Source organism: Burkholderia sp. BCC0397 (genome assembly GCF_902832865.1).
GTDB lineage: Bacteria > Pseudomonadota > Gammaproteobacteria > Burkholderiales > Burkholderiaceae > Burkholderia.
In genome coordinates this window covers 38585-53551 of record NZ_CADFDL010000011.1, presented here as the reverse complement: position 1 = coordinate 53551, position 14967 = coordinate 38585, and the positions used below count along the sequence as shown (strand labels likewise).

The following is a 14967-nucleotide window of genomic DNA, read 5'->3' as shown; positions in this document are numbered from 1 at the left end:
GTTTGCTAGGATCGCGCGTCTTTCCATCCGCGCCCCTGCCGCCTTGAATCGCTTTGTGCCGTTTCTCCGAGACGCGTGGCTCCGTTGCCGCGCCCGTGTCGCGCCGCTCGCCGCCGCGTGCCGCACGCGCGTCCGCGCACTGGGTGCCGGCGCGCTGCATCGCCTGCGCCATCCGACCCGGCGCGGCGTGGCGCTGACGCTCGCCGCGATTCCCGTGCTGGGCCTGCTGGTCCTGCTCGCGTTCGTTCCGTTCACGCCGAGCATCGGCGACATCCGCAAGGCGCGCATCGACCGCCCCGCGCGCGTGCTGTCGGCCGACGGCCAGCTGATCGCCGAATTCCGGCCCGTGAACCGCGAATGGGTGCCGCTCAAGCAGATCTCGCCGCACATGGTCGACGCGCTGATCGCGACCGAGGACCACCGCTTCTACGCACATCACGGCATCGACTGGCGCCGCACGCTCGCGGCCGGGCTGCATACGTTCTCGGGCGGCCGCCAGGGCGGCTCGACGATCACGCAGCAGCTCGCACGCAACCTGTATCCCGACGAAGTCGGCCGCGCGCCGACGCTCACGCGCAAGCTGAAGGAGCTGATCACCGCGTTCAAGATCGAATCGGTGTACAGCAAGGACGAGATTCTCGAAACCTACCTGAATACCGTGCCGTTCCTGTACAACGCATACGGCGTCGAAATGGCCGCGCGCACCTACTTCGGCAAGTCGGCCGACCAGCTCGACATCGTGGAAAGCGCGACGCTCGTCGGGATGCTGAAGGGCAACAGCTACTACAACCCGGTGCTGAATCCGGAACGCGCGGTCCAGCGGCGCAACATCGTGCTCGGCCGGATGGCGCAGATGGGCATGCTGTCGCCGCAGCAGCTCGCGAAACTGCACCGCCAGCCGCTGCGCGTCGACTTCGAACCGCAGACGGCGCAGCCGGGCCTCGCGCCGCATTTCGCGGTACAGCTGCGCAAGTGGCTGATCGCGTGGGCCGACCGCAACAACTACGATCTCTACTCGGACGGCCTCGTCGTGCGCACGACGCTCGATGCGCGGCTGCAGGACATGGCCACGCAGGCGCTGACGCGGCAGACCGAACAGCTACAGGCGATCGCCGACGGCGCATGGCGCGGACCGTCCGGCTGCGGGCTGCGCAACGACCTGTTCCGCGGCTTCATTCGGCAGACGCCCGAGTATCGCCAGGTCCGTGACACGGGGCTCGCCGACGTGGTTGCGCTGAAGCAGCTCGGCGCGAATCGCGAATTCATGCGGGCGCTGTGCGAGCGCAAGACGCAGGTGCAGGCCGGCTTCGTCGCGATCGATCCGCGCAACGGCGCGATCCGCGCGTGGGTCGGCAGCCCCGATTTCGGCAGCGCGCCGTTCGATCACGTCGCGCAGGCGCGGCGCCAGCCGGGTTCGACCTTCAAGCCGTTCGTCTATGGCGCCGCGTTCGCGGACGGGATGCGGCCGGGCGATACTTTCGTGGACCGCCCCGTCGCGATCCCGATCGACGGCCGCGCCGTGTGGCATCCGACCGATGCCGAGCCGCCGACCGGCGAGCCGATGACGCTGCGCGACGGGCTGGCGCTGTCGCGCAACCGCATCACCGCGCAAGTCATGCAGCACGAAGGCGCCGCGAAGGTCGCGCAGCTCGCCCGCGCGATGGGCGTGCGCGACAGCCCGCTCGACGCGGTGCCGTCGCTCGCGCTCGGCACGAGCCCCGTCACGCTGAAAGAGATGGTATCCGCGTACGGCACGATCGCGAACCGCGGCGTGTACGTCGCGCCGCAGATGATCACGCGCATCGAGGATCGCGACGGCAAGGTGCTCGCCGCGTTCGGCAGCGCGCCGCCGGAACGCGCGTTGCCGGTGGCCGCGGCGCAGACGCTCGTCGACGCGATGCGCGGCGTCGTCGATTACGGGACCGGCGCGGACATCCGCTCGCGCTACGGGATTCGCATCGACGTCGCGGGCAAGACCGGCACGACGCAGGACAACACGGACGGCTGGTTCATCCTGATGCATCCGCAACTGGTGGCCGGCGCGTGGGTCGGCTTCGACGACGGCAGCGTGACGCTGCGCAGCGACTACTGGGGCGCGGGCGCGCACAGCGCGCTGCCGATCGTCGGCTCGTTCTATGATGCGGCGCTGCGCGCGCGGGCGATCGATCCGCACGTGCAGTTCTCGCCGGACTTCCGGCCGCGCAGCGCGCCGGCGCCGAAGCGGCGCGCGCCGCAGCATTCGGGCCTGTTCGACTGGTTGCGAATCTTCCGTTGATCGTGCCGGCGGCGCGCCGGGCTACCGAAGCGTCGTCGTCGCGTGCCCGTCCGCGTACAGCCACACGGGCACGCCGTCGTCGCGCAATGCGGCGACCGGTTCGTCCATGCTCCAGCGCCGCGCGATCTCGACACGGCGAACGAACCACGGCATCAACGTCGCATGCCGTGCATCGTCGTCGCGATCGTCGTCGAACAGCGCATCGTCGCCGATCCGCGTGTAACGCGCCGGATGCAGCACGGTGCCGTCCGCGCGCAATACCGTCGCGCGCACGTCGTGGCCGTCGTCGTCCTGCACGCAGGCGAGCCAGCCGTGATCGGCGCCCCAGAACAGGCCCGCCACGTCGTCGTAGCGCCCCTGCGCGATCGTCGCGCCCGTCTCGAGATCGCAGATCGCCAGTTGCGCCGGCTCGCCCGGCAGGACGCCGATCGCGTAACGCGTGAACAGCTCGCCCGGCACCATCTCGTCGTCGGGCAGCCACGACAGCGCGCCCATGTTGACGAAGTCGAACGGCGTGAGCACACGGCCCTCCCCGTCGACGATCGCGCAACGGCCGTCGTCGCGCCGCACGATATGGCGGATCGCGCCGAGCTCGTCGAGCATCTCCGCGCGGTCGTCGTCGGTCAGTGGAGCGACTTCCGCGTAATGCGGTTCGACGATCACCCGGCCTTTCGCATCGACGACGCCGACGTGACCGTCACGCCCGGCGACGAAAGCGCCCAGCTCCGACGACCATTCGAGCGACGCCCACTCGGGCTGCGCGCGCCATTTTCCATCGCGCCCGATCAGCCCCCAACGCCCGCCCTCGGCTACCGCCGCGACGGTACGGTTCACGAATTCGTGCGCATCGTCGAAGCGCGGCGCAATCGCCCACGCGCCGTGCGTATCGACGAAGCCCCAACGGCCGTCCATGCTCGCGGCCGCAATTCCGCCAGTGAACTCGCCGAAATCGTCGAGCGTCGGTTCGAGCACCCACGTGCCGTCCGTGCGCACCAGCCCGAACCGCTCGCCCACGCGCACGCAGGCGACGTCGCCGCTGAAATCCCACACCGCGTCGAACGCAGGTTCGCACACGATCCGCACGCCGTCACCGTCGTCGTCGCCATCGGCAAGCAGCAGGCCGACCTTGCCGTCGCGCGCGGCCCACAACAGCCGGTCATTACGTGCGCCGCTGGCCCACAGGTTCGCCCATTCGGGCGGCACGATCACGCTCCATGCATCGTCGGTTTCTCGCCGCACGCCCCACAGCCCGTTGCTCGCACGAAAGCTGAACGTGCCGCCGCCGAGAGAGTCGCCATGCAGTTCGCCGCCGCCGAACAGAGCTTCATAGGTCGCGCGGCGCGGCGGCTCCTGGCGCCAGAAGTAGTAGTGCGACAGGCCGCCGAACCCGAAACCCCACGCCCAGTCGCGCCAGTCGGCGGGCGTGTCGATCTCGAGCACCTTGCGCACGCCGCGCACGTCGCGGAAGTCCATGCAGTTCGCGACGCGCCACCACAGGCGCGTGCAGGCATCGCGCTCCTCGTCGATGTAGTCGTTCGGATCGCCATCGTCGAGCCATGACAGTTCGTCGAGGTTCGCGGATAGCCGTGGCGCGCCGTCCGCATCGCCGAGCGCGTCGATCGCTTCGCCGAGATGACGCACGATCGCATCGAACTGTCGCGCGAGCGCCGGATCGTCGCCGGGCAGCGGATACGCGACGACGAACGATGCGAGCCGGCTCAGGCGCGCATGTGCGGCCCGCGCGTCGCTGGCGAGATTCGGCGTGCCGGCGTCGCCGAACACACGTTGATCGGCAATCGCGTCGCCCGCACCGCCGTCGGCCAGCAGCACGCGCCACAGCAGCGGAAAGTGGTTGTTGGATTCCGCGAACCCGATAGTTCGCGCGTCGTCGCCGTCACCGGCCTGGAGATAAAGCCATGCTCGATTGCCCATCGGAAAGGTCGCCCTCGTTTTTATTGTTGCCGTGCTCGTGTCGGCGCTCATTATAGGAGCATGCCGTGACGCCGGCGGTTGCCGCAGTGTGCGGCGCCCAACCGGCGCCATCGTTCGACGACGACAGCGCCCGCACGATCACGAGCGCGGACCCACTGTCCGATTTCGCGAGCGACCTGCACTACCCTCCTGATCCGAAAGCGTCGCCTGCCGGGCGACGTGCCGCCGGCGAAGCTCGCGATCGCGCTCAGGACGCCGCGAGCGTGGCAGCCAGCGCGTCGTATTCAGGCGCCCACGCCGCACGCCACGCCGCCTTCGTCGCGTCATCGACCCACGCGCCGTCGATCCCGTTCAGCATGAACTGCTTCAGGTCAGCGACCGTGAAGCCAAAATGGCTGAACATCAGCTCCCACGCTTCCGAAGGGTTCACCTTGTGCAGCGTCGGATCGTCGGTGTTCGGATGAATCTTCAGCCCGAGCCCCGGCATCTTGCGCATCGGATGCAGTTCCGCCCATTGCTCCGGCGGCAGCGTGCGCAGGTAGTACGAATTCGTCGGCACGACGGTAAACACGATGCCACGCTCCGCATAGCGTGCGCACAGCTCGGGGTTGTCGACGATCGTATAGCCGTGATCGACACGATCGACCTGCAACAGATCGACCGCCGTCTCGACGTTGCGCCACGGCATCCCGAACTCGCCCGCATGCGCGGTCGTGCGGAAGCCGGCCGCGCGCGCGTTGCGATACGCCTTCCAGAACAGTTCGGGCGGCCGGTCGTTCTCGCGATAGTCGATGCCGAGCCCCGCGACTTCGTCCGCGCGATTCGCCTTCATCCACTCGACGATCGCGACCGCTTCGTCGGGATCCTGCTCGCGGTCGATGCTCGGAATCACGCGTGCGCCGATCCCGAAATCGTGTGCGGCATCGCGGATCGCCGTCACGATTGCCGCCTGCGCGTCCGCATACGCGATGCCCGATACGCGCACCGTGCCCGTCGGATTCCAGAAGAATTCCGCATGCCTGACGTTGTGCGCGGCCGCGTCTTCCAGATACTCGTATGCGATCCGCCGCAGGTCGTCGGGTTGCGTCAGCAGATATTTGTCGAGCGCGCGCAGCACGTGCAGCACGCCGACCGGCTTCTCGCCGCGCGCGTAGAACGCGTCGATTTCCGCACGCTCGATCGGCGCGCCGCTGCGCGCCGCGAGCGCGACGAACGTGTCGTGCCGCACCGCGCCGAGCAGGTGGCAATGCAGCTCGACCTTCGGCAGCGCGTGGAAGAAAGCCCGATGAGCGGGCGTGATCTCGATACCCGTGCGCGCGGCCGGGACGTTGCCTGGTGTTCCCTTCATGTCTATCTCTTTTTGCGGTGGTGCGATGCGTCGCGAAAGCCGTCTCTCAGTGCGGCTTCACGACGGTCCAGAAGTAATAGCCGAGCGGAACCGCGAGCACGACGAGCCCCCATGACACGTCGCGCCAGCGGCCGGCCAGCAGCTTGACGAGCACGTAGCACAGCAGCCCGCCCGCGATGCCGGTGCCGAAGCTGTTCGACATCAGCGTGAGCAGCACCATCGACATCACGGGCAGCGCATCGGTGAAGTCGTCGAAATGCGTATGGCGGATCGTCGCGAACATCGACAGCCCGATCAGGATCAGCGCCGGCGCCGTGGCCTCCTTCGGGATCGCGAGCGCGACCGGCACGAACAGCAGCATCGCGGCGAACAGCACGGCCGCGGCCAGCGACGACAGCCCGCTGCGGCCGCCGGCCTCGACGCCGGCCGCCGATTCGATCAGCGCGGTCAGCGCGGGAATGCCGAACACGGGCCCGAGCGTCGCGGCGAGCGAATCGACGAGAAACGGCCGGTTGATGTTCGGCAGGTTGCCCTGTTCGTCGAGCAGGTTCGCCTTCGCGCCGACCGCGAGCGCGGTGCCGAGCGTCGAGAAGAATTCCGCCGCGAAGAACGCGAACAGGTACGGCGCGGCGGCAAAGCTCAACGCGCTGCCGATATCGAGCTTGAACGCGATCGGCGCGATGCTGTGCGGCAGCGACATGAACGACGCGGGCAGGTGCGTGACGCCGAGCGGCACGCCGGCCGCGGCCGCGACGAGGATCGCGATCAGGATCGCGCCGGGCACCTTGCGCGCCTGCAGCACGATCGCGACCGCGAGGCCGATCAGCGCGACGAGCGCGCCCGGCCGCGAGAAGTCGCCGAGCGCGAACGCGTTGGTCTTCGCGTTCGCGACGACCATCCCCGCATTGCGCAGCCCGAGCATCGTGACGAACAGCCCGATCGACGCGCCGAGCCCGAGCTTGATCTGCACCGGAATCAGCCGCACCACGACGCCGCGCGCGCCGAGGATCGTCAGCAGGAAGAACAGCACGCCCGACACGCACGCGATGCCGAGGCCCGTCTGCCAGCCGACGTGCTCGGTCGTCGCGAGCGTCACGCCGATGATCACCGAGCCGCCGATACCGGGGCCGACGAGGAACGGCAGGTTCGCATAGAGCCCCATCAGCGTGGTGAACAGCACGAACACGACGATCGTCGCGGTCGTCGCCGCGCCGCGCTCCATGCCGCCCGTCGCGAGCAGCGACGGGATCACGACGAGCAGGTATGCGGCCGCGAGAAACGACGTGACGCCCGCGATCGTCTCGGTGCGCACGCTGGTGCCGCGCGCGGCGAGCGCGAAGCGGCGTTCGAGCCAGTTGGCCGGTGCATGCGCCGGCATCGTGTCAGTCGCTGACATGGTGGTTCTCCTGTGATTCCGAATATTGTCCTGTGCCGGTTCATGCAGTGCGGTCTTATACTGCCGCGTACCGCATCCCGACCGTTATTGCCCGATGTCCGACCGCTCGTCGCTGCTTCCCGCACTCACGCTGCGGCAGGTCCAGCACTTCGTCGTCCTTGCCCATGCACGCAGCTTCACGCAGGCCGCGCAGGCGCTGTCGCTCACGCAGCCCGCGCTCACCGCGTCGATCCGCCAGATCGAGTTCCTGCTCGGCGGCCGCCTGTTCGCGCGCACCGCGCATCGCCTGACGCTGACGTCTGCAGGCGAAGCCGTGCTGCCGCTCGCCGAACGCCTGCTCAACCAGGCGCGCGGCACCTTCGACGACATGACGCGGCTCATCGGCGAACGCATCCAGACCGTACGCATCGCGTTCATCCCGTCGGTCGCGGGCCGCCTGCTGCCCGCGCTCAACACACTGCGCGGCACACACCCGACGCTGCGCTTTACCCTCACCGACCTGCCGAACAGCACACTCGTCGAAGCGGTGCGCGACGGCGTCGCCGATCTCGGCATCGGCGTGCGCGAACCCGACGGCGACGACGGCACGCTGCGCTACCAGCAGCTGTTCGAGGACGAGATCGTGATCGTCGTGCGGCACGACGATCCGCTGGCCCGCGCGAAGAGCGTCACGTGGGCGAAGCTCGTCGATCGCGAACTCGCGGTGTTCGTGCGCGGCAGCGTCAGCGAATCGCTGCATCGCACCGGCGGCGCCGGAAAGCTGCGCCTGAACGTCACGTACCGGATGGAATACACGGAGCCGCTCTACGCGCTCGCGCGCAACGGCCTCGCGACCGCCGTGCTGCCGAGCCTCTACACGATGCATCTGCACGATCCCGAACTCGTCGCGCTGCGCGTCGACAAACCGCGCGTCACGCGCGCGATCTCGCTGATCTCGCTCGCCGCCGACGATCGCGGCCCGCACGTGCGCGCGTGCCGCGAGTGGATTGCGAAACACATCTGATTCCGTTCGCCGCGCCTGAACGCCCGCGTTCAGGGCAGCTTCGCGATGCGCTCGACGAGCGTCGCGTAGAAGCGGTCCGCGTCGACCTCGTTGATCCATGTCGCATTCGCCGCACGGCCGCTGCGCCCGTTCCAGTCGACGATCGTCTCGCCGAGCGTCCACTGCCCGGTCGTCTCGACCACCACGTTCACCTTGCGTCCGCCGAACAGCGTCGGATCGACGAGATAGCCGACGGCCGTCGGGTCGTACATCGGTGCGTCGTCGATACCGCGCCGCTTCTTGTTGTAGGCGAGCTCGGCCGCCATGATGTCCGCGACGATCGCGCCGCAGCGGTTGCCGAGCGCACGGAACGGCGGGACGCGCGCCGGCGTGATCGGCGCCTTCACCGCAACGTCGCGCGGCAGCACGACGATCGGCACGCCGCTGCCGAACACCACTTCGGCCGCCTGCGGATCGACGTAGATGTTGAACTCGGCAGCCGGCGTGATGTTGCCGCGCTCGAAGAACGCGCCGCCCATCAGCACGATGTCGCGCAGCGCGCCGCGAATCTGCGGCGCTTCGACCAGCGCGGTCGCGATGTTGGTGAGCGGCCCGAGCGCGCACAGCGTCACGCTGTTCGGCGCCGCGCGGCTCAGCGTATCGACGAGGTACGACACCGCGTGACCGGCGGCGAGCGGCGCGCGCGGCTCGTGCAGTTCGACGCCTTCGAGCCCCGTCTTGCCGTGCACGTTCGCGGCCGTCACGAGATCGCGCACGAGCGGGCGCGGGCAGCCCGCATACACCGGCAGCGCCTTCGTACGGCCGGCCCAGTCGCGGATGATCCGCGCATTGCGTTCGGTCAGGTCGAGCGGCACGTTGCCGGCCACGGCCGTCAGCGCGCGCACGTCGAGCCGGTCCTGTGCGCCGAGCGCGAACAGGATCGCGATAGCGTCGTCCTGCCCCGGGTCGGTATCGATGATCACCGTGCGACGCGCGGCGTCGCCGCCGGCCGCGAATGCGCCCGTTTCGGGAAGCAGCGCGGTGCCGGCCAGCGCGGCGGACAGTTTCAGGAACGTGCGGCGGGATGCGATCGGATGGGTCATGGTCGAGCTCTCAGGAAAACGCCAGGCCGCCCCAAAATTTCCAGGCCCCCTCGGGGGGCCTGTCGCGAAGCGGCAAGTTTGGGGGCGCTCAAAACACGTGCCGGACGCCGAGCGTCGCCATCATCTGGCGCGTGCCGGTCGAGCGCGCATACGCGAAGATCTGCGCATGGTCCGCGTCGCCGGCCGCCTGCTGCGCGATCACCGTCAGTGCGACGTCGGTGCGTTTGGACAGGAAGTAATCGGCCTGCAGGTTCACCTGATGCCATTTCGGACGCTTGTCGATCACGTCGTACTTGCCGTTCGTGAACGCATACGCCGCGCCGAGAAAGAGCTGCGGCGTCATCGTGTAGACGATGTTCACGCCCAGGTTCTGCAGGTGCAGGTGCGAATTGTCGAGGTAATCGTAGCGCACGTCGGTGAACATCGCCGCGAACTGCGCGCGGCCGATCGTGTAGAAGCCGCCCGTGCCCGCGATCCGCTGCCGGCTCGCGTATGCCGCCGGCGACATCGCGCTCTTGCTGAAGATCAGCAGCGGCGACGCATAGTCGTTCGCGATCGCGCCGTCCTGGTTCGTCGCGCTGTAAGGATGGTTGTACTGCGCATAGACCGCGCTCCAGCGCAACGGACCGCGCTCGTAGCCGAGCCCGAAGCTGTACGCGCTGTTGTTCGCGAAACCGGTCGCATTGCTGAAGCCGTACAGCGCGGTGAACTTCAGCCCGTAGTAGACGGGGCTCACGTACTTCACCGAGTTCTGCACGCGGATGTCGTTGTAACCGTTGTCGTTGTCGCCGATGTTCACGCCGTTGCTCGCGATGATCACGGGCCCGATGTAGTCGTGGATCGCGTCGTACTGACGGCCGAACGTCAGCGAGCCGTAGGTGCGGTCGGCCAGGCCGACGTAGGCCATGCGCCCGAACTCGCGGCCGTTCTGCGCGGCCGTGCCCGTCATCACGTTGAAGCCGTTCTCGAGCTGGAAGACCGCGGACAGCCCTTGCCCGAGATCCTCCTTGCCCTTCAACCCCCAGCGCGGGTTCTGGTTCGTACCGGACAGCGCCTGCCACGCGTTCTTGCCGCCCTGGTTCGTCGCGAACCCGACACCGGCCGAGATGAGACCGTACAGCGTGATGCTGCTTTGCGCACCGGCATGGGTCGCGAAGGCGCCGAGCATCGCGAGCGGGGCGAGCTTGTAGAGAGTTTTCATGCGGGTCGTGTGGTCGGTGGTGGTCCAGGCGCGGCAGGGTTCCGCGAAACTGGACTCGACTATACGAACCCGGATCGGATAATAAAAGTTTGCTTTCCTTATATCTCAATAAATCGGATTTATTCTCATCTCCATGCCTGCCGCGCTCGGCGAACGGCGCTCAGTCCGCCGTGTCGCCGCCCTTCGGCAGCTTCGACCATGCATGGCGCCCCGGCGCTGGCGACCACGCCGGACGCGTCTTGCGGGCGCTGTCGATCACGACCAGGTAGCGGCCCGCGATCGGCGTGATGTCGCGATCGCGACGCAGCACCCACAGCGACTTGCCGGCCTCGACGCGGGCCTGGTAATCGTCGTCGAGCAGGCCGTGCTGGTCGAGGAACGTGTTCAGCGACGCGGGAATCCGCACGCAGCCCTTCGAGTGCCGGATGCCGAGCAGCGCTTCGAGCCGGTCGGGGTCGGTCGCATGCATCTGGAAGCGCATCGGCGACACGCCGCCCTTGCCCCAGCCGCGCTCGCCGTCCACCCAGCCGAAATCGTAGATGCGCATGTCGCGGTGGCCGTAGCCGCGGATGCCGTTCTCGTTCGTCGTGCCTTCCGCGCGGAAATCCATCGTGTCGGGCGAGTGATGGAACACGCCGAGCGGCGTCAGGAAATGGTCGTACTGGCCCGGCAACCCGGTGCCGACCGGCGATGCGCCGATCATCAACCACGCATTGGTCGGCGTCGCGCGGAAGTAGATGAACAGCGCCTGCACGTTCGGCGCGCGGTCGACCATCGCGACGTATTCGCCGGCGAGATCGCCGAGATCCGCATCGGCGAGCGCTTTCTGGAGCCGCTCGCCGTACGCGCGCTGCTCGCTCGCCGGCACGTTCAGGCGTCGCGTGACTTCCTGCGTGAAACGCTTGCGCATGTCGAGCGCGCGCGCCGTCGCGTTCTGCGCCTCCTCGGCCGACAGCGGCGGATGCCGGCGCGGCGGGGTGGGCGGAGGCGGCTCGGCCTCGCTGGCGGCCGTGCCGGATGCGGCCGATGCAGGCGCGGCGGCCGACGCGGCGGAAGCGGCCGACGCACCCGATGCAGCGCTCGCGGGTTCCGCGTGATTCGCTTGTGACGCGGCGGATGTCGGCGCTGCGGCCGATGCGCCCGACGCCGCATGCGCAGACGAAGCCGGATGCGTGCGAGAGGCCGCCGAAGCAGGCGACGCAACAGATGAGGATTGCACAGCAGACGACGGCGCGTCGGACGCGGCAAAGGCGGGGCGTTCGGCGAGAACGGAAATCGACACTGCAACAGCGAGCCACACGTATGCGGCAACTGAGCGGCTGAGGCAACGCGGCTTCGCAAAACGCCGCGCCAGGTGGGCAAGAATCATATGTTCGAAGCCATCGGCCGATCCGGCCGCCGCATGGTGCTGTTGCGAGCGGCGCATCTTCCGCGCAAGCCATCGACACGTCCGGCGCATCGCGTGCGCCCGGCGCCGACGCCTCTTCGCGGTGGAGCCGTTCGCTGATGCAAACGCGGTCGCTCCGATGGCGGCTAATGAGTCGTCAGGCCCTTCATTCTACTCGTCCATACGCGAATCGGCAGCGATGAAAACCGCGGTTTCACGGCGAAATTGCGCTTCGTCACGCTTTGTTTCAACTCGTTTCCGCTTGCGTGTTCGTTGCGTGGCAGGCTTGCGTGTTGGATGTTTTCGGCTTGCGTCCGAAGGCTTGCGCGTTTCATTCGGTTCGAGTTCCCCTCTCGATTGATTTGCATGACGAAGCATTTTGACGACCCGGCGATCTGAAACCGGAACCTCAACTGCATCGCACGCATGCCGCACGAACCGTACGACACGCGTGCACACCTGCCGACTACTTCGAGATGGTTTCGAGCGCGATGCCCTTCGTGCGCGGCCCCATCAACCCGATCGCGGCCATCACGATCACCATCGCGCCCGCGATGAACGCGAACACGCCGAACGTGCCGAAACCACGCAGCACGGCCGCGATCACGAACGACGAGAAGATCGCCGAGAAGCGGCTCCACGAATAGACGAAGCCGACGGCCCGCGCGCGAATCGACGTCGGGAACAGCTCGGCCTGGTATGCGTGGAAGCTGTACGACATGATGTTGCTCGCGAGCGTGAGGCCGATGCCGAGCACGATCAGGAACGCACCCACCGTCGTCTGACTGAACAGCAGCCCGCAGACGACGATCGCCGCCGCCATCGCGACGATCACCGACTTGCGCTCGAAGCGGTCGGCGATCACGAGGCCGATCAGCGGGCCGATCGGCGCCGCGAGCGCGATCACGCTCGAATACATCAGGCTCGACGTGATCGTGATGCCCTGCTTGATCAGCAGCGTCGGCACCCAGTTCGCGAAACCGTAGAAGCCAACCGTCTGGAACACGTTGAAGATCGTCATCATGATCGTGCGGCGGCGATACGGCGGCACCCACATGTCACGGAAGCTGCCGCGCGGCGGCACGGGTTCGGCCGGCGCGGGCGGCGGCAGCGGCCGCCCGTATTCGGCTTCGACCTTCGCCTCGAGCGCGCGCATGATGCGGTCGGCTTCGTCGACCCGGCCCTGCTGCGCGAGCCAGCGCGGACTTTCCGGCAGTTCGCGGCGAATCCACCACACGAACAGCGCGCCGTGCGCGCCGATCAGCACGACCCAGCGCCAGCCGTCGAGGCCGAGCGGCGCGTGCGGCACGAGCAGGTAAGCGAGGAACGCGACCACCGGCACCGCGACGAACCCCACCGCCTGTTCGCACGCGAACGCGCGGCCGCGAATCTGCTTCGGCACGAGTTCGGAGATATACGTGCCGATCGTCACCATCTCGACGCCGAGGCCGAGACCGACGACGAAGCGCCAGAAGTTCAGCCCGGCTGCGGTGTCCTGGAACGCCATCACGATGTTGGCGGCGGTGTACCACAGCAGCGACCACGTGAAGATCGCGCGGCGGCCGAAGCGGTCGGCGAGGAAGCCGCACGCGATCGTGCCGATGAAGAGCCCGGAGAACAGCGCAGCGATGAAGCTCGCGACGCCCGTGGTGCCGAACAGGCCGTGGGTCGTCGCGGACAGGATGCCGCTTTTCACGAGGCCTGGCGCGACGTAGCCGCTGTACAGCAGGTCGTAGAGCTCGAAGAAGAAGCCGAGGCTCAGCAGCACGACGAGCTTCCAGACGCTGCGCGTCGGCGGCAGGCGGTCGAGGCGGGCCGAGATGGAGCCGGGGTCGATCGCGGCAGGAAGGGCGGCGCCTGCTGCAGTGAGCGGGTCGGGCTGAGTGGATGCCATGGTGGCGAGTCTCCGGATTCTTGATTGTCCTTGGCGCCAGCAGAGGCGAACTGGCGAGCGGCTTCGCGCATTTTAGCGAGGCGCGTGCGTGAGCACATCAATCGGGTGATGCGCGGGCGCGGGTCAAACGTCTTCGGAGTGGTTCAACGAGTGGTTGACCCGAGCACAACACAGCCGGCCGGCGGCATACCTGATCAGCCACCTCCCCCCGCGTCCCAATCAAATCCGGGATAGATTGAACATTGTCGCCATTCACCAGTTCTTCGATCGCCTTAGCACTGCTTTACTGACGAGTGGAATCAAGATGTTCTATACGATCGACAAATTCATCATAGGCGACGTCTTGCATGGAGCCGACCGGATAACCACGCGCCTCTCCAGCAATACATAATACTTTGCATTATAATTTCGATTTAATTCACACCAAAATCAGGCAAATTTAATTTTACCGGTGACAATATAAACGAGAGTCCATCTCGTGCTTGCTTGACGTGCCAAATAATCAAACCGTGCGTCCATGAATTGCCTACCACATTGAGGAAATCATCCACCCCGTTCGCCAGAATTCCGCCTAACGCGAAAGGGGGAAGCCACATAAGCTCGATACGCCCCTCCCCATTCCAGCCATGTCGAGAAAATTTCTCGCCTGCATTTTTCTCATATGCATGCCAATCGTCAACGAAGTCACTGGCTGGAAGGCAAAAATTGAGGTTATCTATCCACTCATAGACGTAGCAGAAGAACTTCTGGATATCGTCGGAGCGATACCGAATCACGTTAACTTTACTTGAAGAGCGGACCATATTGACACTCACAAACGGACGTACCCACGATTTACCCACTCGCTTGTCGTACGGCGCTTCGGTCGGCGCTAGATGGAATCCTGCTCGTCCCACTTATCCGTGCTACGACGCCAATCGTAGACGGCGTCAATTTTCGGTTCGCCTTGCTCTGTTACGAGCGCATAACGGCGGCGCTGTGTGAGCCCTTTTTCATTGAAAGTCTCGATGTAGATTTTCTTACCCACATGACTTTCTGTATCTCCCAGCACTTTCTGCGCAAATTCCGGTGGGCGACCAGAAGGCAAAAGATCAAGACGACTTTGCGCCTTTGTAGCAAGCACCTTGGCACTAAGATGCTCCGTAAAAATCACGCATAGCCTTTCTCTAGCATCCGCACACATTTGCTCATGCAAAGATGAATCCTGCTTACCTCTCAGGGCTCGTCTATTCTCTTCCAGATCAATTTCCCAGCGCAGCATATCCGCTATAAAGGCCGTCAATCGTTCGGTGGGCGTCATTTCATCTCCAATCAGCGTGAAGCGCTTGCGCATGTCGAGCACGCCGTCACGTTTGACGCCTTTGTCCGACAGCGGCGGAGCCGGCGCGGTGGACAAGGACACGCATCGCGCAATGCTCTTGCTCACGTCGCTTAACCGCCGATGAGGGA

At 66.5% G+C, this 14967-nt stretch carries 11 protein-coding genes; 2 read left to right on the top strand and 9 right to left on the bottom strand.

Features of this window, described 5'->3' with window-relative positions; all coding sequences use genetic code 11:
• Positions 1-43: 43 nt before the first annotated feature.
• Positions 44-2275: a transglycosylase domain-containing protein gene (locus HWX03_RS27245; protein ID WP_175873375.1), complete on the top strand. Its 2232-nt coding sequence runs from the start codon at positions 44-46 to the stop codon at positions 2273-2275.
• Positions 2276-2296: 21 nt separating this feature from the next.
• Here the strand turns inward: HWX03_RS27245 and HWX03_RS27240 are convergent, their stop codons facing one another.
• The 3 genes from HWX03_RS27240 to HWX03_RS27230 all read right to left on the bottom strand — a co-directional run bounded on the left by HWX03_RS27240 (position 2297) and on the right by HWX03_RS27230 (position 6951).
• Positions 2297-4207, bottom strand: a complete 1911-nt coding sequence (locus HWX03_RS27240; protein ID WP_175873374.1) for a WG repeat-containing protein — start codon at positions 4205-4207, stop codon at positions 2297-2299.
• A gap of 247 nt (positions 4208-4454) precedes the next feature.
• Entirely contained in the window at positions 4455-5555 is a 1101-nt protein-coding gene (gene add / locus HWX03_RS27235; RefSeq protein WP_175873373.1) for an adenosine deaminase, read from the bottom strand.
• Between the two features lie 46 nt (positions 5556-5601).
• The gene (locus HWX03_RS27230) at positions 5602-6951 is read right to left on the bottom strand and encodes an NCS2 family permease (RefSeq protein WP_175873372.1); all 1350 of its coding nucleotides are present in this window, start codon (positions 6949-6951) and stop codon (positions 5602-5604) included.
• A gap of 94 nt (positions 6952-7045) precedes the next feature.
• Between HWX03_RS27230 and HWX03_RS27225 the strand changes: the two genes are divergently transcribed.
• Positions 7046-7954, top strand: coding sequence for a LysR family transcriptional regulator (locus HWX03_RS27225; protein WP_175873371.1), 909 nt, complete (start codon positions 7046-7048; stop codon positions 7952-7954).
• A 29-nt stretch (positions 7955-7983) separates the two neighbouring features.
• Here the strand turns inward: HWX03_RS27225 and HWX03_RS27220 are convergent, their stop codons facing one another.
• The 6 genes from HWX03_RS27220 to HWX03_RS27195 all read right to left on the bottom strand — a co-directional run bounded on the left by HWX03_RS27220 (position 7984) and on the right by HWX03_RS27195 (position 14944).
• Complete coding sequence (locus HWX03_RS27220; RefSeq protein WP_175873370.1) at positions 7984-9036, bottom strand: nucleoside hydrolase; 1053 nt, start codon at positions 9034-9036, stop codon at positions 7984-7986.
• An 88-nt stretch (positions 9037-9124) separates the two neighbouring features.
• Positions 9125-10237, bottom strand: a complete 1113-nt coding sequence (locus HWX03_RS27215) for a porin (RefSeq protein WP_175824067.1) — start codon at positions 10235-10237, stop codon at positions 9125-9127.
• A gap of 160 nt (positions 10238-10397) precedes the next feature.
• On the bottom strand, positions 10398-11696 hold the full coding sequence (locus HWX03_RS27210) for a hypothetical protein (RefSeq protein WP_175873369.1): 1299 nt from the start codon (positions 11694-11696) through the stop codon (positions 10398-10400).
• A gap of 394 nt (positions 11697-12090) precedes the next feature.
• Positions 12091-13518 carry an MFS transporter gene (locus HWX03_RS27205; RefSeq protein ID WP_175873368.1) on the bottom strand — a complete coding sequence of 476 codons (1428 nt, stop codon included), beginning with the start codon at positions 13516-13518 and terminating at the stop codon, positions 12091-12093.
• A 413-nt stretch (positions 13519-13931) separates the two neighbouring features.
• Positions 13932-14360 (bottom strand): hypothetical protein, encoded by a 429-nt coding sequence (locus tag HWX03_RS27200; RefSeq protein ID WP_175873367.1) that lies wholly within the window; start codon positions 14358-14360, stop codon positions 13932-13934.
• Positions 14361-14389: 29 nt separating this feature from the next.
• A complete protein-coding gene (locus HWX03_RS27195) occupies positions 14390-14944 on the bottom strand; it encodes an NTF2 fold immunity protein (RefSeq protein ID WP_175873366.1) in 555 nt (184 codons plus the stop codon).
• Positions 14945-14967: the final 23 nt, after the last annotated feature.